16 protein-coding genes and 2 pseudogenes are annotated in these 19,544 nt (G+C 71.0%); 15 read left to right on the forward strand and 3 right to left on the reverse strand.

What is annotated here, in order from left to right; translation table 11 throughout:
* Position 1 precedes the first annotated feature (1 nt).
* Positions 2–835, forward strand: a pseudogene (locus RI578_RS06830) (radical SAM protein); the annotation flags it as partial.
* 461 nt (positions 836–1,296) lie between these two features.
* Here RI578_RS06830 and RI578_RS06835 read toward each other — a convergent pair.
* A pseudogene (locus RI578_RS06835) lies at positions 1,297–1,869 on the reverse strand (N-acetylmuramoyl-L-alanine amidase); the annotation flags it as partial.
* Between the two features lie 356 nt (positions 1,870–2,225).
* On the opposite strand from RI578_RS06835, the gene RI578_RS06840 reads away from it, so the two are divergent.
* The 3 genes from RI578_RS06840 to RI578_RS06850 all read left to right on the forward strand — a co-directional run bounded on the left by RI578_RS06840 (position 2,226) and on the right by RI578_RS06850 (position 4,841).
* Positions 2,226–3,821, forward strand: coding sequence for an alpha/beta hydrolase (locus RI578_RS06840; protein ID WP_310870242.1), 1,596 nt, complete (start codon positions 2,226–2,228; stop codon positions 3,819–3,821).
* 61 nt (positions 3,822–3,882) lie between these two features.
* Positions 3,883–4,281, forward strand: a complete 399-nt coding sequence (locus RI578_RS06845; RefSeq protein WP_310870243.1) for a RidA family protein — start codon at positions 3,883–3,885, stop codon at positions 4,279–4,281.
* A 56-nt stretch (positions 4,282–4,337) separates the two neighbouring features.
* The gene (locus RI578_RS06850; protein ID WP_310875685.1) at positions 4,338–4,841 is read left to right on the forward strand and encodes a GNAT family N-acetyltransferase; all 504 of its coding nucleotides are present in this window, start codon (positions 4,338–4,340) and stop codon (positions 4,839–4,841) included.
* 4 nt (positions 4,842–4,845) lie between these two features.
* On the opposite strand, the gene RI578_RS06855 is transcribed toward RI578_RS06850, so the two are convergent.
* The gene (locus tag RI578_RS06855; RefSeq protein WP_310870244.1) at positions 4,846–5,439 is read right to left on the reverse strand and encodes an adenylosuccinate lyase; all 594 of its coding nucleotides are present in this window, start codon (positions 5,437–5,439) and stop codon (positions 4,846–4,848) included.
* A 385-nt stretch (positions 5,440–5,824) separates the two neighbouring features.
* Between RI578_RS06855 and RI578_RS06860 the strand changes: the two genes are divergently transcribed.
* The 9 genes from RI578_RS06860 (at position 5,825) to pssA (ending at position 16,719) form a co-directional block, all read left to right on the forward strand.
* Positions 5,825–7,630, forward strand: a complete 1,806-nt coding sequence (locus RI578_RS06860) for a 3-hydroxybutyryl-CoA dehydrogenase (protein ID WP_310870245.1) — start codon at positions 5,825–5,827, stop codon at positions 7,628–7,630.
* Between the two features lie 139 nt (positions 7,631–7,769).
* Positions 7,770–8,585 carry a TetR family transcriptional regulator gene (locus RI578_RS06865; RefSeq protein ID WP_310870246.1) on the forward strand — a complete coding sequence of 272 codons (816 nt, stop codon included), beginning with the start codon at positions 7,770–7,772 and terminating at the stop codon, positions 8,583–8,585.
* A 387-nt stretch (positions 8,586–8,972) separates the two neighbouring features.
* Positions 8,973–10,310: a crotonyl-CoA carboxylase/reductase gene (gene ccrA, locus RI578_RS06870; RefSeq protein ID WP_310875686.1), complete on the forward strand. Its 1,338-nt coding sequence runs from the start codon at positions 8,973–8,975 to the stop codon at positions 10,308–10,310.
* Between the two features lie 18 nt (positions 10,311–10,328).
* Positions 10,329–12,356: a protein meaA gene (locus tag RI578_RS06875; RefSeq protein WP_310870247.1), complete on the forward strand. Its 2,028-nt coding sequence runs from the start codon at positions 10,329–10,331 to the stop codon at positions 12,354–12,356.
* Complete coding sequence (locus tag RI578_RS06880) at positions 12,353–13,327, forward strand: CoA ester lyase (protein ID WP_310870248.1); 975 nt, start codon at positions 12,353–12,355, stop codon at positions 13,325–13,327. Before RI578_RS06875 ends, RI578_RS06880 begins: the two co-directional genes overlap by 4 nt.
* A gap of 5 nt (positions 13,328–13,332) precedes the next feature.
* A complete protein-coding gene (locus RI578_RS06885; protein WP_310870249.1) occupies positions 13,333–13,845 on the forward strand; it encodes a MaoC family dehydratase in 513 nt (170 codons plus the stop codon).
* Complete coding sequence (locus RI578_RS06890) at positions 13,846–15,051, forward strand: acyl-CoA dehydrogenase family protein (RefSeq protein ID WP_310870250.1); 1,206 nt, start codon at positions 13,846–13,848, stop codon at positions 15,049–15,051.
* A gap of 170 nt (positions 15,052–15,221) precedes the next feature.
* On the forward strand, positions 15,222–15,878 hold the full coding sequence (locus RI578_RS06895; protein ID WP_310870251.1) for a phosphatidylserine decarboxylase: 657 nt from the start codon (positions 15,222–15,224) through the stop codon (positions 15,876–15,878).
* A gap of 22 nt (positions 15,879–15,900) precedes the next feature.
* Positions 15,901–16,719, forward strand: coding sequence for a CDP-diacylglycerol--serine O-phosphatidyltransferase (pssA, locus tag RI578_RS06900; RefSeq protein ID WP_310875687.1), 819 nt, complete (start codon positions 15,901–15,903; stop codon positions 16,717–16,719).
* A 232-nt stretch (positions 16,720–16,951) separates the two neighbouring features.
* Here pssA and RI578_RS06905 read toward each other — a convergent pair whose 3' ends face one another.
* A complete protein-coding gene (locus RI578_RS06905; protein WP_310875688.1) occupies positions 16,952–18,094 on the reverse strand; it encodes a glycerate kinase in 1,143 nt (380 codons plus the stop codon).
* Positions 18,095–18,258: 164 nt separating this feature from the next.
* Between RI578_RS06905 and RI578_RS06910 the strand changes: the two genes are divergently transcribed.
* Together RI578_RS06910 and RI578_RS06915 are read left to right on the forward strand one after the other, a co-directional pair.
* On the forward strand, positions 18,259–18,753 hold the full coding sequence (locus RI578_RS06910; protein WP_310870252.1) for an NUDIX hydrolase: 495 nt from the start codon (positions 18,259–18,261) through the stop codon (positions 18,751–18,753).
* A 40-nt stretch (positions 18,754–18,793) separates the two neighbouring features.
* Positions 18,794–19,543 carry a Sir2 family NAD-dependent protein deacetylase gene (locus RI578_RS06915; RefSeq protein ID WP_310870253.1) on the forward strand — a complete coding sequence of 250 codons (750 nt, stop codon included), beginning with the start codon at positions 18,794–18,796 and terminating at the stop codon, positions 19,541–19,543.
* Position 19,544 lies beyond the last annotated feature (1 nt).

Here is a 19,544-nt window from a genome sequence, read left to right on the forward strand (position 1 = left end):
GTATAGGTGCGTCTACTGTTTCGCGAGGAAGACGCACAGCTACCTGGACCTCGACACGGGACTGGGCTTCGACTCACAGATCGTCGTCAAGGTGAACGCCCCCGAGCTGCTCCGCCGCCAGCTGGCCTCGCGCCGCTGGCAGGGCGAGCACGTCGCGATGGGCACCAACGTCGACTGCTACCAGCGCGCCGAAGGCCGCTACCGCCTGATGCCGGGCATCATCGCGGCCCTCACCGAGCGGGCCAACCCCTTCTCGATCCTGACCAAGGGCACGCTGATCCTGCGCGACCTGGACCTGCTGACGCGGGCGGCCCGGGTGACGGACGTCGGCATCTCGGTCTCGGTCGGCTTCACCGACCCCGAGCTGTGGCGCACCGTGGAGCCGGGGACTCCCGCGCCGGAGCGCCGCCTGGAGGTCGTACGGATCCTGGGTGAGCACGGCATCGGCTGCGGCGTGCTGATGGCACCGGTCATCCCGTTCCTCAGCGACGAACCGGCCCAACTGCGAGCGACTGTACGGGCGATCGCCGCCGCCGGCGCCACGTCGGTGACTCCCCTCGTGCTGCATCTGCGGCCGGGCGCCCGGGAGTGGTTCATGGCCTGGCTCGGGCGGCATCACCCCCACCTGGTGCGCCGGTACGAGCGGCTGTACACGGAGGGCGCCTACGCCCCGAAGTGGTACCAGCGCCGGATCACACGCCAGGTGCACGACTTGGCCCAGGAGTACGGCATCGGTCCCACGCGCGCGGGGATGCCGCGGCGGATCGCGGAGCCGGCACCGCCGGAGCCGGATCAGCTCGCGGCGACCGAGCCGGTCCAGCTCTCCCTTCTCTGAGCGCTGTCTTCCCGTAGCGTGATCCTTCGTCAGGCCTCCCAGTACAGGCCGCGTACGTACGCGGCCGTGATGGTGATCGGCTGCTGGTCGGCGCTGTCGGCCGGGTAGTACATGAACTCGAACCGCAGCCGCTCGTCGGCGACGATGGACCCGCTGTTGTGGAAGTCGGCGAAGCTGCTGCCGTCGGTGCCCGTTCGTTCGGTGATCGGGCCGTTCCAGCGGGAGCCGCCTGGACGCAGGTGGTAGAAGCGGCCCTGGAGGGTGGAGCCCGGCGGGACTTCCGCCTGGATCTGGGCCATGGCCTGGTAGTGGGACGCGCGGGTGAGCAGGTCCACCCCGTCGACGTTGAGCGTGGTCCACTTGCGGGGCGTGATCCGCTGGTCGTCGCTGTCGTAGCGGCCGATCGCTCGCGGCATGTCGTCCTCCTCGGGATCGCCGGGGGTCCAGCCGGCGGGGTGGGTGAGGCGTTCTTCGATCCGGGCGCGCATCGACGCCATGGTGAAGCCGCGCGGGTCGACCTTTCCCGGCTGCCATTCGAGGTGGCCGATCACGGAGCGCTCGTTCCAGCCGTGGTGGCGGCAGACGGCTGCCGCGGCGCGTTCGATGGCGTCCAGTTGGGCGGTGGGCCAGGGGTCGTCGCCGTCTCCGAGGTTCTCGCACTCGAAGCCGTAGAAGTGCCGGTTTCCGTCGGTGTTCGCCTCGTTGTCCGCCGGCGGCCGCGCTTCGTCGATGACGGCGCGCAGCACGTCGTCGTCCCCCAGGCCCGCGTGGTTGGCCCGCCCGTAGCCGACCAGGTGGACCCTGCCGTCCTTGGTGATGACGCCGTGGCACAGGGGGCCCGGCAGTCCCGCGTAGCCCTGGCGGCAGATCTCCACCGTGCGGGCGCTGCCCCGGGTCACGGTGTGGTGGATCATCACCCCGTGCACGGGCCCCCAGGGGCCCGTGTGGTTGCGGTTGTGTCCCTCCCATTCGCCGACCTCGACGACGACGAGGCCTTCTTGCCGGAGGGCCCGCAGGAAGCTCCGCGCTCCCATCGGCGCGGCCATCACACGTGCTCCGGCCACGACCATGGGGGCGCGGAACTTCCGCTCGGGCTGGGTGGTTGGGGCATGTCAGCCTCCGATCGTGGGGGGAGGACCCGTCTTTGGTAGGTACCCGGTGTGCGCGCCCGGTCCGCGCCGACGGCCGGGCCGATGGGGGCCACCGCATGGATCAGGCCATCCATCGGGCCGTCCATCGGGCCGTCCATCGGGCCGTCCAGTCGAGGGCATCTTCCGAAGCAATTGGGTCAAGTCCGGTCAGATCGCGTTCCTCCGGGGGCGCTCCCCGGGACGATGCGGCGAGGACCGCGACCCGCGCGGACCGCAGCCTCTCCGTCCGGGAGGACGCCATGAGACAACGCGCAGCCGTGCTGTGCGGCGCCGCCGTCATCGCCGCCGGGACCGTCACGGCCGTCCCCGCCGAGGCGAGCGCACCGCACCTCACGAGTACACCGCCTCCCGCGAGCACCCCGCGGGCCGCGCAGCTCAGCTGGGAGAAGTGCGGCACCGCCGACTACCCGACGCTCCAGTGCGCGTCCCTCCCGGTGCCGCTCGACCACGCGCGTCCGGACGGGAAGCGGATCACGCTGGCGCTGTCCCGCGTCCCGCACACCGCCGAGAAGTACCAGGGACCGTTGCTGGTGAACCCGGGCGGCCCCGGTGGCAGCGGGCTGACGCTCGCCGGGTTCGTGGCGTCCTCGCTGCCCGCGGAGGTGGCCGCCCAGTACGACGTCATCGGCTTCGACCCGCGCGGCGTGGGCAAGAGCAAGCCCGCCCTGAACTGCCGGCCGGGCCACTTCGACCCGGTGCGCCCCGACTCCCTGCCCGCCACCCCGGCCGTCGAGAAGGCCAACCTCGCGCGCGCGAAGTCGTTCGCCGAGGCCTGCGGCGAGAAGCACGCGGACGTGCTGCCGTACATCGACACGGTCAGCGCCGCACGGGACATGGACGTGATCCGCCGGGCGCTCGGCGCCGAGCGCATCAACTACTTCGGCTACTCGTACGGCACCTACCTGGGCGCCGTCTACGCCAAGCTCCACCCGGACCGGGTGCGGCGCCTGGTCCTGGACTCCGTCGTCGGCCCGACCGACGTCTGGTACGACGCCAACCTCCATCAGGACCTCGCCTTCAACGACCGTCACCGGGCCTTCCTCGCCTGGATCGCCGAGCACGACGCGACGTACGGGCTGGGCACCGACCCCGAGCGGATCGAGGCCGCCTGGTACGCCATGCGGACGGCACTGGCGAAGAAGCCCGCGGGCGGGAAGGTCGGGGCCTCGGAGCTGGAGGACACCTTCATCCCCGGCGGCTACTACAACGGCTACTGGCCCTATCTGGCGGAGTCGTTCGCCGGGTACGTGAACGACGGGAACACCGACCCGCTCGTCGAGGCGTACGAGAACTTCGGGGCCGTGGGCGCCTCCGGCGACAACGGCTACAGCGTCTACACCGCGGTGGAGTGCCGCGACGCCGGCTGGCCGCGCGACTGGGACGACTGGCGTGACGACAACTGGGACGTGTACGAGAAGGCTCCCTTCATGGCCTGGAACAACGCCTGGTACAACGCGCCGTGCGCGTTCTGGCCCACGGACTCGCGGCAGCCCGTGGACGTCACCAACCACGAACTGCCGCCGGCGCTGCTGTTCCAGGCGACCGGCGACGCGGCCACCCCGTACGAGGGCGGCGTCACCGTGCACCGGCTGCTGCGCGGTTCCAGCATGGTGGTCGAGGAGGGCGGCGGGAACCACGGCATCACACTGAGCGGGAACACCTGCCTGGACAAGCACCTGGCCGCCTACCTGGCCGACGGCACCGTGCCGCGCGGCGACGGCGAGGCGGACGCGGTGTGTCCCGCGCTGCCCGCGCCGAAGCCGCTGGAGTCCAAGGCGGCGTCGACGTCCTCACGCGGTTCGACGCTGCACGGGCTGCTCGGCTTCCGGGGCTGACCGACTACCCGCTCGGAGGCCCGTCGAGGGCGCTGTCAGTCCCATGGTCCACCATGGACGCATGAGTGAGCTGACCAGGATCGCCGCCCCCGACGGCGTCGCGCCCGCCGCCCAGTACACGCATGTCGTCCTCGGCACCGGGCGGTTCGTGGCCGTCTCCGGTCAGCTCGCCCTGGACGAGGACGGCGGGCTGGTCGGCGAGGGCGACGCGGCGGCCCAGGCCCGCCAGGTGTTCGAGAACCTGCGCCGGTGTCTGGCGGCGGCCGGGGCGTCCTTCGACGACGTGGTGAAACTGACCTTCTTCGTCACGGACATGGCGCACATGCCCGCGATCCGCGCGGCCCGCGCCGAGCACATACCCGACGACCGGCTGCCGGCCGCGTCGGCGGTACAGGTCGCCGCGCTGGTCCGGCCCGAGTTCCTGATGGAGATCGAGGCGTTCGCGGTCGTGTCCCCGTGAGTCGCGGCCCTGCGAGTCTCGGTCCGGCGAGCGGTCCGCGGGTGCGGGTGCGGGAGATGTCGCTCGCCGACTGCGACCGCGTGTCCGCGATCCGCGTCCGGGGGTGGCAGACGGCGTACCGGGGCCTCGTGCCGCAGCCGTACCTGGACCGGCTCGACGTGAGCGAGGACGCCGCACGGCGCCGTGACTCGTTCGCCCGCGCCCCGGACCACGTGGTGAACCTGGTCGCCGAGGACGCCGGCGGCGAGGTCGTCGGCTGGGCCTGCCACGGCCCGTACCGCGACGGTGAACAGCTCACCGCCGACGCCGAGTTGTACGCCCTCTATGTGGACGCCGGGTGGTTCGGCACCGGCGTCGGGCAGGCCCTGCTCGGGGAGTCGGTGCGCCGGTGCACGGCCGCCGGGCACGCGCGCATGCTCCTGTGGGTGCTCGAGGGCAACGCCCGCGCCCGGCGCTTCTACGAACGGTCGGGATTCCGCGCCGACGGGGCCGAGGAGCCGTTCGAGGTGGACGGGGTGGCGGTGCCGGAGGTGAGGTACGCCGGGCGCCTCGCCGGCTGACCGCTCACCGCTGCCCCGGGATCCGCGCCAGCGCCCGCACCGCCGCCTCCGCCAGGGCGGGGTGGGCCAGGGCGTCGTTCAGGACGGGAGCGGCACGGTCGTCGCCCAACGTGCCCAGCCCGTCCACGCAGGCGAGTGCCACCCGCCGGTAGGGGTCGTGCGGGCGCAGCCGCCGCTCCAGCGTGGTGATCAGCGCGGGTACGGCCTCGGGCGCCCTCAGTTCGACCAGCAGGCGCACCGGGTGCAGGGCGTAGGCGACCCGTAGCTCGTTGGTGGCGAGGGCGGCCGCGGCGCGGGCGGTGCGGGGGTCGCCGAGCCGGGCGAGGGCGTGGGCGGCGGAGGCGCAGCGCGGCGGGTCGCGGTGGTTCAGCAGCAGCACGAGGGACTCGAAGGCCCGCCGGTCGCCCGCCACGCCGAGCCGGAACGCGGCCAGTTCCCGGGCCCAGAGCGGGTGCCCGGGCTCGGTGAGCACCGCGGCCAGCTCGTCCGGGTCCCCGGTCGCCACGAGACGGTCGTACGCCGCCGGGGCCCCCGGCGTGCCCGACGCCGCCGACTCGGCCCGTAAACGCTCCGTGAGCGTTCGCAACTCTTCGTCCATGACACCGAGGTTAGGTGCGTCACGGGCCGGGTGGGACGTACATCACGAACACCGGGGGCTGGCGCGCTCGTTACCCGCGAGTTAATCTCAGACGAGCGAGTTACCCACTCGCGGTACTCCTCGCGGCGGTCTGGTGACGCGGCCGTCGTGAGAGCAGAGAGCAGTCGGTTCGGTACCGGATTCAGGTACCGCAGTACGACTCGGCCTCGGGACAGGGCCGGTCGGAGACCGCCGCCGTGCGGGCGTGTGCACGCCCTGAGCGACGGCACCGGGCGTGTGCGCGAGTCAGCCCGGCAACACCCGCACTCCATTCCTCACGCACCCGGTGCGCCCCAGGCGCATCCGGGCGTGTTCCCGTCGTCACCCTCATTCCTGGAGTCCCGCGATGGCCACTCCCCTGTCCGACACCCCTCTGTCCCCGCTCCGGACCATCGCCGTCGTCGGCCTCGGCACCATGGGCACCGGCATCGCCGAGGTCCTCGCCAGGGCCGGCCGCGACGTCGTCGGCATCGACATCAGCGAGGCGCAGGCCGCGACGGCCGTCGCCGCGCTGGAGTCCTCCACCGCCCGTGCCGTCGAGCGCGGGCGCCTCACCGAGCAGGAGCGCGCCGACGCCCTCGCCCGCGTCCGCACCTCCACCGACCTGCGGACTGCGGCCGACGCCGACCTGGTGATCGAGGTGACCCCGGAGTCGTACGAGATCAAGCAGCAGGTCTTCCGGGAGCTGGACGGGATCGTGCGCCCCGAGACGATCCTGGCGACCGGCACCAACGCCCTGTCGGTCACGCGACTGGCCGCCGAATCGTCCCGTCCGGAGCGGGTGCTCGGCCTGCACTTCTTCAACCCGGCTCCGGCGATGAAGCTGGTGGAGGTGGTCTCCTCCGTGCTGACCGCGCCGGGCGCCGTCACGGCGGTCACCAACCTCGCGCTCGACCTCGGCAAGGAGCCCGTCGCGGTCGGCGACCGGCCCGGCTTCGTCGCCGACGGCCTGCTGTTCGGCTACCTCAACCAGGCCGCGGCGATGTACGAGGCGAACTACGCCTCCCGCGAGGACATCGACGCCGCGATGCGGCTCGGCTGCGGCCTGCCGATGGGCCCGCTGGCCCTGCTGGACCTGATCGGCGTGGACACCGCGCGCACGGTCCTGGAGGCCATGTACACCGCCTCCCACGACCGTCTGCACGCCCCGGCGCCGATTCTGCGGCAGCTCAGCGAGGCGGGCCTGACGGGCCGCAAGGCCGGGCGCGGCTTCTACACCTACGAGGCGCCGGGCAGCGCGGTCGTCGTGCCGGACGCGCTGACCCCGAGCGCGGGTGACAGCCCGGTGGCCGGCCGTGCCGTCCGCGCGGTGGGCGTCGCCGGGTCGGGCACCATGGCGTCCGGCATCGCCGAGGTGTTCGCCAAGGCCGGGTACGAGGTCGTGCTCGCCGCCCGCAGCGCGGAGAAGGCGCAGACGGCCAAGGCCCGGATCGGCAAGTCCCTGGCGCGCGGCGTCGACAAGGGCAGGCTGACCGCCGAGGCCGCCGCGCGGACGCTGGAGCGGATCACGCCTACGGGTACGTACGACGACTTCGCCGACGTCGATCTGGCGGTGGAGGCGGTCGCCGAGGACCTGGAGGTGAAGCGGCAGCTGTTCGCCACGCTGGACAAGGTCTGCAAGCCGGGCGCGGTGCTGGCCACCACCACCTCCTCTTTGCCCGTCGTCGCCTGCGCCCGCGCCACCTCGCGTCCGCAGGACGTGATCGGCATGCACTTCTTCAACCCGGCGCCGGCCATGAAGCTGGTCGAGGTGGTGCGTACGGTGCTGACGGCGGGCGACGTGCACGCCACCGTCCGCGAGGTCTGCGCCAAGGTCGGCAAGCACGCGGTGGACTGCGGCGACCGGGCCGGGTTCATCGTGAACGCGCTGCTGTTCCCGTACCTCAACAACGCCGTGAAGATGGTGCAGGAGCACTACGCGACGCTCGACGACATCGACGCGGCGATGAAGCTGGGCGGCGGCTACCCGATGGGGCCCTTCGAGCTGCTGGACGTGGTCGGTCTCGACGTCTCGCTCGCCATCGAGAAGGTCCTGCACCGCGAGTTCCGCGACCCGGGCCTGGCCCCGGCGCCGCTTCTGGAGCACCTGGTCGCCGCGGGCTGCCTCGGCCGCAAGACGGGCCGCGGCTTCCGCGAGTATGCCCGCCGCTGAGTCGGGTCCCGGCGACTGGTTCCGGTCCGAGGAGGACTGGGGCGGACTGCTCGATCCCGCCGGGTCTCCCCCGCCCTCCGCGGGCGGGGGAATCCCCGGTCACGCGCATGATTGCGCGCACATGCAGTACGTTCGGGTCATGTCCCAGCCCGCCAAGTCCTCACGTACACCAGCTACGCCCGACGCGCCGGAGAGCGCGGCCGGCGGCCGAGCCGCCGCCCAGCGGCTCAAAATGCGCCGGGAGCTGGCGGCAGCCGCGATGGAGCTGTTCGCGACCAAGGGGTACGAGGCGACCACCGTCGACGAGATCGCGGCCCGCGCCGGGGTCGCCCGCCGGACCTTCTTCCGGCACTTCCGCTCCAAGGAAGAGGCGATCTTCCCGGACCACGACGACACCCTGGTGCGCGCCGAGGCGGTGCTCAACGCGGCGCCCGCGCACGAGCATCCGCTCGACACCGTGTGCCGGGGCATCAAGGAAGTCATGAAGATGTACGCGGCCCGGCCGGAGATCTCGGTCGCCCGCTACAAGCTGACGCGCGAGGTGCCCACCCTGCGTGAGGCGGAGATCGCGTCGGTGGCCCGCTACGAGCGCCTCTTCACCCGCTACCTGCTCGGCCACTTCGACGAGCACGCGCACGACGACGACGCCAACGACGACCCGCTGCTGGCGGAGGTCGCCGCGTCGGCCGTGGTCACCGCACACAACCACGTGCTGCGGCGCTGGCTGCGGGCGGGCGGGCAGGGGGACGTGGAGACCCAGCTCGACCACGCCTTCGCGATCGTACGGAAGACCTTCGGCACGGGCATCGGCGCCGGGCGCGACACGGCGTCCTCCGCGCGGGCCGGCGCCTCCTCGGCCTCCGTGCAGGGTGAGGTGCTGGTGACGGTCGCGCGTACCGACGCGCCGCTGCACGAGGTCATGCGCACCATCGAGCAGGCGCTCAAGGAGCGCTGACCGACCCTGTCCCGCATGTGACGACGGCCACCCTCCGGGTGGCCGTTTTCGCATGTCAATGCCCCTTTTAGCGGTCCTCGCGTCCCCCGTTCGATCGATCATCGCTCATCTGTCGGGTAAAGATTTCATCTGAGAGCAGGTTCTGGCACTCAGTGCCTTGCGGGGTGACACGCGGTGTCATACGTTGAAGGTGTCCGGGCTGTCCCCGCAAGCGATCGCCTGCGTGCCCGGCGCCTGCGTCACAGGCACCCTCCGCGCCACAAAGCGCCGCCGAACAGCACCACCGCCGAACCGACGGCACCTCCTCACCGACCCTCAGCAGCACCGACGCAACCCTCAAGCGCCCCTCCCTCACGGGCGCTCGACGCCGGAGGCAACACCGTGACCATGAAGGACATCCTGGCCGCGATCCAGGCGACCGACTCCACGCCGGCCGACATCGCCGCCCTGCCGCTCCCCGAGTCGTACCGCGCGATCACCGTGCACAAGGACGAGACCGAGATGTTCGCGGGCCTCGAAACCCGCGACAAGGACCCGCGCAAGTCGCTCCACCTGGACGAGGTGCCGCTGCCCGAGCTGGGCCCCGGCGAGGCCCTGGTCGCCGTCATGGCCTCCTCGGTCAACTACAACTCGGTGTGGACCTCGATCTTCGAGCCCCTGTCGACCTTCGGCTTCCTGGAGCGCTACGGCAGGGTCAGCGAGCTCGCCAAGCGCCACGACCTGCCGTACCACGTCATCGGTTCCGACCTGGCCGGCGTCGTCCTGCGCACCGGCCCGGGCGTCAACGCCTGGCAGACCGGCGACGAGGTCGTCGCGCACTGCCTCTCCGTCGAGCTGGAGTCGTCCGACGGCCACAACGACACGATGCTCGACCCCGAGCAGCGCATCTGGGGCTTCGAGACCAACTTCGGCGGCCTGGCGGAGATCGCCCTCGTCAAGTCCAACCAGCTGATGCCCAAGCCGGACCACCTCAGCTGGGAGGAGGCCGCCGCCCCGGGCCTGGTCAACTCCACCGCGTACCGCCAGCTGGTCTCCCGCAACGGCGCCGGCATGAAGCAGGGTGACAACGTGCTCATCTGGGGCGCGAGCGGCGGCCTCGGCTCGTACGCCACGCAGTTCGCCCTGGCCGGCGGCGCCAACCCGATCTGTGTCGTCTCCAGCGAGCAGAAGGCGGACATCTGCCGCTCGATGGGCGCCGACGCGATCATCGACCGCAACGCCGAGGGCTACAGGTTCTGGAAGGACGAGCACACCCAGGACCCGAAGGAGTGGAAGCGCTTCGGCAAGCGCATCCGCGAACTCACCGGCGGCGAGGACATCGACATCGTCTTCGAGCACCCCGGCCGGGAGACCTTCGGCGCGTCCGTCTACGTCACCCGCAAGGGCGGCACCATCACCACCTGCGCCTCGACCTCGGGCTACATGCACGAGTACGACAACCGCTACCTGTGGATGTCCCTGAAGCGCATCATCGGCTCCCACTTCGCCAACTACCGCGAGGCATGGGAGGCCAACCGCCTCATCGCCAAGGGCAAGATCCACCCGACTCTCTCCAAGGTGTACTCCCTGGAGGACACCGGCCAGGCCGCCCACGACGTCCACCGCAACGCCCACCAGGGCAAGGTCGGCGTGCTGTGCCTGGCACCCGAGGAGGGCCTGGGCGTGCGCGACCAGGAGAAGCGCGCCCAGCACGTCGACGCCATCAACCGCTTCCGGAACATCTGAGGACGGCGGAGGCCACACATGACTGAGCGTCAGAAGGACCGGCCGTGGCTCATGCGCACCTACGCCGGTCACTCCACGGCCGAGGCGTCCAACGAGCTGTACCGGCGCAACCTCGCCAAGGGCCAGACGGGTCTGTCGGTCGCGTTCGACCTGCCGACCCAGACCGGCTACGACTCCGACCACATCCTCGCCCGCGGCGAGGTGGGCCGGGTCGGGGTGCCGGTCGCGCACGTCGGCGACATGCGCCGGCTGTTCCAGGACATCCCCCTGGAGCAGATGAACACCTCGATGACCATCAACGCCACGGCCATGTGGCTGCTGGCGCTCTACCAGGTCGTCGCCGAGGAGCAGGGCGCGGACGTCACCAGGCTCCAGGGCACGACCCAGAACGACATCGTCAAGGAGTACCTGTCCAGGGGGACGCACGTCTTCCCGCCGGGGCCGTCCCTCCGCCTGACGACGGACATGATCGCGTACACGGTCTCCCACCTCCCGAAGTGGAACCCGATCAACATCTGCAGCTACCACCTGCAGGAGGCGGGCGCCACGCCGGTGCAGGAGATCGCGTACGCGATGTCCACCGCGATCGCCGTGCTGGACGCGGTGCGCGACTCCGGCCAGGTGCCGCAGGAGCGGATGGGCGACGTGGTCGGCCGTATCTCCTTCTTCGTGAACGCGGGCGTCCGCTTCGTCGAGGAGATGTGCAAGATGCGCGCCTTCGGCCGCATCTGGGACCGCGTCACCCGCGAGCGGTACGGCATCGAGGACCCCAAGCACCGCCGCTTCCGCTACGGCGTCCAGGTCAACTCCCTGGGACTGACGGAGGCCCAGCCGGAGAACAACGTCCAGCGGATCGTGCTGGAGATGCTGGCCGTCACCCTCTCCAAGGACGCACGCGCGCGTGCCGTGCAGCTGCCGGCCTGGAACGAGGCGCTGGGCCTGCCCCGGCCCTGGGACCAGCAGTGGTCGCTGCGCATCCAGCAGGTGCTGGCGTACGAGAGCGACCTGCTGGAGTACGGCGACCTCTTCGAGGGCTCGAAGGTGGTCGAGGCGAAGGTCGACGAGCTGGTCGAGGCGTCGCTCGCCGAGATCGAGCGCATCCAGGAGATGGGCGGCGCGATGGCGGCCGTCGAGTCCGGCTACCTCAAGTCGCAGCTGGTCGCCTCGCACGCCGAGCGCCGGGCCCGGATCGAGTCCGGCCAGGAGAAGATCATCGGTGTCAACGCCTTCGAGGGCACCGAGCCGAACCCGCTGACCGCCGACCTGGACACCGCGATCCAGACGGTCGACCCGGCGGTGGAGGCCCGCGTCATCGCCTCGCTCCAGAACTGGCGCGACACCCGCTACCAGCCGCCCTTCAACCACCCGCGCCCCTGCAAGGCGCTGGAGAGGCTGAAGGAGGCCGCCAAGGGCACCGACAACCTCATGGAGGCCACCCTGGAGTGCGCCCGTGCCGGCGTCACGACCGGGGAGTGGGCCGGGGCGCTGCGTGAGGTGTTCGGTGAGTTCCGGGCGCCGACCGGTGTCTCGTCGGCGCCGGTCGCGATCCCCGCGGAGGAGGGTTCGGCACTGTCCCAGGTGCGCCGCAAGGTGGACCTGACCGCCAAGGACCTCGGCGTCGGCAAGCTGCGCTTCCTGGTCGGCAAGCCCGGTCTGGACGGCCACTCCAACGGCGCCGAGCAGATCGCGGTGCGGGCCCGCGACGCCGGGTTCGAGGTGGTCTACCAGGGCATCCGGCTCACCCCGGAGCAGATCGTGGACGCCGCCCTGGCCGAGGACGTGCACGCGGTGGGCCTGTCCATCCTCTCCGGCTCGCACGCCCAACTGGTGCCGGACGTCCTGGAACGGCTGCATGTGGCCGGTGCCACAGATATTCCGGTGATCGCCGGTGGCATCATCCCGAACGGAGACGCCGAAGCACTGCGGGCCGCCGGAGTGGCCGCGGTCTTCACACCGAAGGACTTCGACATCACCGGGATCATCGGCCGCATCGTCGACGAGATCCGCAAAGCGAACAAGCTCGACCCCCTGGAGGTCCCCGCATGACCAGCCCCGCTCCCCAGGTCAACCGCCTGCGACCCCGGCGTTCCTGCCTGGCGGTGCCCGGAAGCAACCCCCGCTTCCTGGAGAAGGCCCAGGGCCTCCCGGCCGACCAGGTCTTCCTCGACCTGGAGGACGCCTGCGCGCCGCTCGCCAAGCCGGAGGCGCGGCACACCATCGTCAAGTTCCTCAACGAGGGCGACTGGACCGGCAAGACCCGCGTCGTGCGCGTCAACGACTGGACGACCGAGTGGACGTACCGGGACGTGGTGACGGTGGTCGAGGGCGCCGGCCCGAACCTCGACTGCATCATGCTGCCGAAGGTCCAGGACGCCCAGCAGGTGGTGGCCCTCGACCTCCTCCTCACCCAGATCGAGAAGACGATGGGCTTCGAGGTCGGCCGCATCGGCATCGAGGCGCAGATCGAGAACGCGCAGGGCCTGAACAACGTCAACGGGATCGCACAGGCCTCCCCGCGCGTCGAGACCATCATCTTCGGCCCGGCCGACTTCATGGCGTCCATCAACATGAAGTCGCTGGTCGTGGGCGAGCAGCCGCCCGGTTACCCGGCGGACGCCTACCACTACATCCTGATGAAGATCCTGATGGCCGCCCGCGCCAACAACCTCCAGGCGATCGACGGCCCCTACCTCCAGATCCGCAACGTCGACGGCTACCGGGAGGTCGCGCAGCGCGCCGCCGCGCTCGGCTTCGACGGCAAGTGGGTGCTGCACCCGGGGCAGGTCGAGGCGTCGAACGAGATCTTCTCGCCGTCCCAGGAGGACTACGACCACGCCGAGCTGATCCTGGACGCGTACGAGTACTGCACGTCCGAGGCGGGCGGCAAGAAGGGCTCCGCGATGCTCGGCGACGAGATGATCGACGAGGCCAGCCGCAAGATGGCCCTGGTCGTCGCGGGCAAGGGACGCGCCGCCGGTATGCGGCGCACCAGCAAGTTCGAGATCCCGGAGGCGTGACGGCCATGCAGTTCGGACGCACCTACGAGGAGTTCGAGGTCGGGGCGACGTACAAGCACTGGCCGGGCAAGACGGTCACGGAGTACGACGACCACCTGTTCTGTCTCCTCACCATGAACCACCACCCGCTCCACATGGACACCAACTACGCCGAGAAGACGACGGACTTCGGCAAGAACGTGGTGGTGGGCAACTACATCTACTCGCTCCTGCTCGGCATGTCCGTCCCGGACGTCTCCGGCAAGGCGATCGCCAACCTGGAGATCGAGTCGCTCAAGCACGTGGCGCCGACCTTCCACGGCGACACGATCTACGGCCAGACGACCGTGCTCGACAAGTGGCCGTCGAAGTCGAAGAGCGACCGCGGCATCGTCCACGTGGAGACCAAGGGCTACAAGCAGGACGGCACGCTGGTCTGCGTCTTCCGCCGCAAGGTGATGGTGCCCACCGAGACGTACATCAAGGAGCGCGGCGGCGAGCAGCCGGGCCGCCCCGAGCTGAAGGAACAGGGGAAGTAGATGAGCCGCCTCGCCCAGACCCACGGCCTCACGGACATCCAGCGGGAGATCCTCTCCACCGTCCGGGACTTCGTGGACAAGGAGATCATCCCGGTCGCGACGGAGCTGGAGCACCGGGACGAGTACCCGCAGGACATCGTCGACGGGCTGAAGGAACTGGGCCTGTTCGGTCTGATGATCCCGGAGGAGTACGGGGGCCTGGGCGAGTCGCTCCTCACCTACGCGCTCTGCGTGGAGGAGATCGCCCGCGGCTGGATGTCGGTGTCCGGCATCATCAACACGCACTTCATCGTGGCGTACATGCTCAAGCAGCACGGCACGCAGGAGCAGAGGGACCACTTCCTGCCCCGCATGGCCGCGGGGGACATCCGGGGCGCCTTCTCGATGTCGGAGCCGGCGCTGGGCTCGGACGTCTCGGCGATCACGTCGAAGGCGGTGAAGGACGGCGACGAGTACGTCCTGAACGGCCAGAAGATGTGGCTGACGAACGGCGGTACGTCGTCGCTGGTGGCCGTTCTGGTGAAGAGTGACGAGGGTCACCCGGACGGCACGGCCCCGCACAAGTCGATGACGACCTTCCTGGTGGAGAAGGAGCCCGGTTTCGGCGAGGTCCGCCCCGGCCTCACCATCCCCGGCAAGATCGACAAGATGGGCTACAAGGGCGTCGACACCACCGAGCTCATCATGGACGGCCTGCGCATTCCGGCCGATCGGGTGCTCGGCGGCGTCACCGGCCGAGGTTTTTACGAAATGATGGACGGCGTCGAGGTCGGCCGCGTCAACGTCGCGGCCCGTGGCTGCGGTGTCGCCCAGCGTGCCTTCGAGCTGGGTGTCCAGTACGCCCAGCAGCGTCACACTTTCGGCAAGCAGATCGCCCAGCACCAGGCCATTCAGTTCAAGCTCGCGGAGATGGCTACCAAGGTGGAGGCGGCGCATGCGATGATGGTGAACGCTGCACGCAAAAAGGACTCGGGCGAACGAAACGACCTGGAAGCGGGGATGGCCAAGTACCTCGCCTCCGAGTACTGCAAAGAGGTCGTGGAGGACGCCTTCCGGATCCACGGCGGTTACGGCTTCTCCAAGGAGTACGAGATCGAGCGCCTCTACCGAGAGGCCCCGATGCTCCTGATCGGTGAAGGCACCGCCGAGATCCAGAAAATGATCATCGGCCGCCGACTGCTCGAAGAGTATCGATTCCAGGGTTAAATGTCCGGATACGGGGTGTTTTCTTGGAGAAGAAGGTCACACCCCGTAGGCAGTGTTCGGCCGCCGACTCGGCTTCCTGGCTTACCCAGTTGCGGCGGAGAGCCGCTACGATCGCCGGAAAGCCGCCGTCCCCCGTCAGTGTGCGGCATCATCCGCTACGAAGGTCATCCATGCCCCACAGCCAAACCTCTGCATCTCGCGACAGCCTGGCCGGCGTACGCCTCGCGCGCGGAGCATCGCCGTGGCTTCTGCCGACCGTCGCCACCGCAGCCGTCAGCCTCCTCCGTGCCCGCCGCTCCGGCGCCGCCAAGGCCGTCGCCGTCCCCGCCACCGCGCTCGCGGCGGGGATGCTGTGGTTCTTCCGCGACCCCGAGCGCGAGATCACCCAGGGCCGGGTCATCTCGCCCGCCGACGGTGTGGTGCAGAGCATCATGCCGTGGAAGGACGGCCGCACCCGCGTCGCGATCTTCATGAGCCCGCTCAACGTCCACGTCAACCGTGCACCCCTGTCGGGCACGGTGACGTCCGTCGAGCACATCCCCGGTGGCTTCGTTCCCGCCTTCAACAAGGAGAGCGAGAACAACGAGCGGGTGGTGTGGCACTTCGACACCGAGCTCGGCGACATCGAGATGATCCAGATCGCCGGCGCGGTGGCCCGCCGCATCGTGCCCTACGTGCCGCAGGGCACGAAGGTCGAGCAGGGCGAGAGGGTCGGGCTGATCCGCTTCGGCTCGCGCGTCGACCTCTACCTGCCGGAGGGCGTCGAGGTGGATGTCGAGGTGGGTCAGAAGACGGTGGCTGGGGTGACTCGCATTGACCGTGATTGATCCACAGACCCAGGCCGGGTGGGTGCCCGAGGCCGACGAGGTGGACGACGAGGAGGAGATGCCCCTCTCGCTCCGCCTGTCGATAGCGGACACGCTCACGCTCGGCAACGCCACGTGCGGCTTCATGGCGGTGTACTTCACCACCACCGGCATCCTGATCCCGCACCTCATGGGCAGCGACGAGTCGGGCATGGCCCGGCACAGCGCGGCCACCGCGGTCATCCTGATGCTGTGCGCGGCGATCTTCGACCTGTGCGACGGCCTGGTCGCGCGCAAGCTGCGCAGCTCGCCGATGGGCGCGGAGCTGGACAACCTCTCCGACCTGATCAGCTTCGGGCTGGCGCCGGCGTACTTCGTCCTCGTCTACGGCATGGTCGCGGACGACGCCTACCAGCGGGTGGCGGCGGTGGGGGCGATCGTGGTGCTGCTGGCGGTGGTGCTGCGGCTTGCGCGGTTCTCCTGCGTCACCGTCAAGGACGGCACCTTCCAGGGCATGCCGTCGCCGTTCGGGGCGCTGACGGTGGTGTCGATCGTGCTGCTGGAGCTGCCCTTCGTGGCGACGCTGCTGGCCATCCTCGGCACGGCATGGCTGATGGTGAGCCGGGTCGAGTACCCGAAGCCGCGGGGGCGCCTCGCGGTGGCGATGCTGGCGTGGATCGTCCTGTCGATGGGTCTGCTGGCCGGCTGGGCCTTCGACGCGCCGAGCGGACAGCTGCTGTTGCAGACGGGGTGTGCGCTGCAGCTGGTGATGGGCGCGGTGATTCCCCTGTTCGCCACGGCTCGCAGGGTGAACAACTTCAGGGACAACCGGCGGGAGGCGCGGGCGGCGCAGTTGCCGTAGCGCTCCGCTGAGTGGGGCCCCGGACCCGGGTTGGGTCCGGGGTCCTGCTGTTTGTGCACGCCCGGCGCTGGTGTGGGCCTTGCTGGGGGCTCCGCCCCCAGACCCCCGGCATGCCCACCCACCGCCCGACTCGGTTGGGACAAAGGCGGCCACACCAGGCCGCTCAGCCCGTCCGGCGTTTGAGGACGAGGCCCGTTCAGGGCCGAAGCGGGGGTCCGGGGGCGGAACGCCCCTAGGCCAGGAAGTCCCGCGCGATGCGCTCCGCGACCCGTTCCAGGATCGGCCCCGCCTCGGCGATGCACTTCGCCACGTCCGGCTCCACATCCGTCAGCGGATACGCCCGCCGGATCCCGGCCCGCCCCAGCGCCTCCGCCGGCAGCGCCAGCCGCCCGCACACCGCGACGACCTCCTTGCCCGCCGCCCGTGCCGCCGCGGCGACACCAGCCGGGGCCTTCCCGTGCAGGGTCTGCTCGTCCAGCGAGCCCTCGCCCGTGATCACCAGGTCCGCCCGCTCCAGCGCCGGCGCGAAGCCGAGCACGTCCAGCATCACCTCGATGCCGGGCCGGAACCGCGCCCCGAGGAGCATCGCGCCGAACCCGATGCCGCCCGCCGCGCCCGCGCCCGGCGAGGCGGCGTACTCGGCCGCCCGCGCGCCGACGGTCGCCGTCTCCTCCAGCACCTTCGCGAAGTGCGCGAGGGCCGCGTCCAGGGCCTCCACGTCCTCCTCAGAGGCCCCCTTCTGCGGGCCGTAGACCGCCGGGGCGCCCTTCGGGCCGGTCAGCGGATTGTCGACATCGCTCGCCAGCACCAGCTCGACGGCGGCGAGCCGCGGGTCCAGCCCGGACAGGTCGGCCGAGGCCAGGTCGGCGAGGCCGCCTCCGCCCGGCGCGACCGGCTCCCCGTCACCGCGCACGAACCGCGCGCCCAGCGCCGCCAGCATCCCGGCGCCGCCGTCGGTGGTCGCGCTGCCGCCCACTCCGAACACGATCGTCCGCGCCCCCGCGTCCAGCGCGGCCCGCAGCAGCTCGCCCGAGCCGTGCGTGGACGCGGTCAGCGGCGCGAGGACGCCGGCCGGCAGTTGCTGGAGGCCACTGGCCTCGGCCATCTCCACCACCGCGGTGTCGCCGCGCAGCGCGAACGCGGCCGTCACCTCGTCGCCGAGGGGCCCGGCGACCCGTACCTCCCGGCGCTCGAACCCGGCCGCGACCGCCGCGGCCACGGTGCCGTCGCCGCCGTCGGCCACGGGCAGCGCCTCGACGGCGAGGTCCGGCACGATGCGGCGCAGTCCGGCCGTCACCCGCTCGGCCACCTCGACGGCCGTCAGCGACCCCTTGAACTTGTCCGCGGCGACGAGCACCCGGCGGGTCCCGTCCACTGCAGCGTCAGCCACCTTGCTCTCCCCTTGCTCTTCGAGCCTTGCGCACGTCAAGGCAGTCGCGCCGCTGCGACCTTAACCGGAGGACGGCCGCGCCGTCATGCCCTGCCCGCACCCTGGAACGGCCGGGGCGGGGCGTGGCCGGGCCTCGTTACGCTTTCGGGATGACCACTCCTGACTACGCCACCTACATCGCCGGGCTTCCCCGGGTCCTCGCCGGTGCCGCCGCTCTCTTCCGCGACGCCGAGGGACGGGTGCTGCTCGTCGAGCCCAACTACCGCGAAGGGTGGGCGCTGCCCGGCGGGACCATCGAGTCGGAGGACGGGGAGACCCCGCGGCAGGGCGCGTGGCGGGAGACCGTCGAGGAGATCGGGCTGGACATGCGGCTCGGCCGGCTGCTCGCGGTGGACTGGGTGAGCGGGCCGGGCCGTCCGCCGATCGTGGCGTACCTGTACGACGGCGGGATCCTGACCGAGGACGACCTCAAGGCGATCCGGTTGCAGGAGGAGGAGCTGCTGTCCTGGCGGCTGGTGCCGCGCGGGGAACTGGGCGATCACCTGCTCGGCGCCCTGCACGGCCGGGTCCTCGCGGCCCTGGACGTCCTGGCGGACGGCTCGGGTACGGCCGAGCTGGAGAACGGCCTCCGGGTCGACCGATAACCCTTCGCCGGGCGCACCCCGGTGTCCTACCCTCGACCGCATGACCAGCAAGCCCCTCGTCGCCATTCTGAGCGGCGCCGGCATCTCGACGGACTCCGGCATCCCCGACTACCGCGGACCGAACGGACTGTGGCGGCGCGATCCGGAGGCCGAGAAACTCGTCACGTACGAGTACTACATGGGCGATCCGGAGATCCGGCGCCGCTCCTGGCGGATGCGGCGCGAGACCGGGGCGCTGCGGGCCCGGCCGAACGCGGCGCACCGGGCGGTGGCGGAGCTGGAACGGTCCGGGGTGCCGGTCCGGGTGATCACGCAGAACGTGGACGGTCTGCACCAGCTCGCCGGGTTCTCCGCCCGCAAGGTCCTCGAACTGCACGGCACCGCGCGGAGTTGCGTGTGCACCGGCTGTCACGCCCGGATGCCGATGGAGGACGCGCTCGCCCGGGTCGAGGCCGGCGAGGACGACCCGCCGTGCCTGGAGTGCGGCGGCATCCTGAAGCCGGCGACCGTGATGTTCGGCGAGCGGCTCGACCCGGTGGTGCTCGGCGAGGCGGCCGCCATCAGCAAGGCGTGCCAGGTGTTCGTCGCCGTCGGCAGCAGCCTCCAGGTGCAGCCCGCGGCCGGACTGGCCGGCGTGGCCGCCGACCACGGCGCCCGTCTGGTCGTCGTCAACGCCGAACCGACCCCGTACGACGAGCTCGCCGACGAGGTCGTCCGGGAGCCGATCGGGACCGCCCTGCCCGAGCTGCTGCGCGGGCTGGGCGCCGGGGAGGACGGAGAAGGTGACTGAG

The sequence above is a fragment of the Streptomyces sp. BB1-1-1 genome, from assembly GCF_031597775.1.
In the GTDB taxonomy this organism is placed as follows: Bacteria; Actinomycetota; Actinomycetes; order Streptomycetales; family Streptomycetaceae; genus Streptomyces; species Streptomyces thinghirensis.

Bases quoted from the DNA above. Each gene is read 5' to 3' on its own strand.
- RI578_RS06915 (WP_310870253.1), top strand. From the start codon at position 18,794: ATGACCAGCAAGCCCCTCGTCGCCATTCTGAGCGGCGCCGGCATCTCG.
- RI578_RS06865 (WP_310870246.1), top strand. From the start codon at position 7,770: ATGTCCCAGCCCGCCAAGTCCTCACGTACACCAGCTACGCCCGACGCG.
- RI578_RS06855 (WP_310870244.1), bottom strand. From the start codon at position 5,439: ATGGACGAAGAGTTGCGAACGCTCACGGAGCGTTTACGGGCCGAGTCG.
- RI578_RS06890 (WP_310870250.1), top strand. From the start codon at position 13,846: ATGAGCCGCCTCGCCCAGACCCACGGCCTCACGGACATCCAGCGGGAG.
- ccrA (WP_310875686.1), top strand. From the start codon at position 8,973: ATGAAGGACATCCTGGCCGCGATCCAGGCGACCGACTCCACGCCGGCC.
- RI578_RS06885 (WP_310870249.1), top strand. From the start codon at position 13,333: ATGCAGTTCGGACGCACCTACGAGGAGTTCGAGGTCGGGGCGACGTAC.
- RI578_RS06845 (WP_310870243.1), top strand. From the start codon at position 3,883: ATGAGTGAGCTGACCAGGATCGCCGCCCCCGACGGCGTCGCGCCCGCC.
- RI578_RS06840 (WP_310870242.1), top strand. From the start codon at position 2,226: ATGAGACAACGCGCAGCCGTGCTGTGCGGCGCCGCCGTCATCGCCGCC.
- RI578_RS06860 (WP_310870245.1), top strand. From the start codon at position 5,825: ATGGCCACTCCCCTGTCCGACACCCCTCTGTCCCCGCTCCGGACCATC.
- RI578_RS06880 (WP_310870248.1), top strand. From the start codon at position 12,353: ATGACCAGCCCCGCTCCCCAGGTCAACCGCCTGCGACCCCGGCGTTCC.
- RI578_RS06875 (WP_310870247.1), top strand. From the start codon at position 10,329: ATGACTGAGCGTCAGAAGGACCGGCCGTGGCTCATGCGCACCTACGCC.
- RI578_RS06850 (WP_310875685.1), top strand. From the start codon at position 4,338: ATGTCGCTCGCCGACTGCGACCGCGTGTCCGCGATCCGCGTCCGGGGG.
- RI578_RS06895 (WP_310870251.1), top strand. From the start codon at position 15,222: ATGCCCCACAGCCAAACCTCTGCATCTCGCGACAGCCTGGCCGGCGTA.
- RI578_RS06910 (WP_310870252.1), top strand. From the start codon at position 18,259: ATGACCACTCCTGACTACGCCACCTACATCGCCGGGCTTCCCCGGGTC.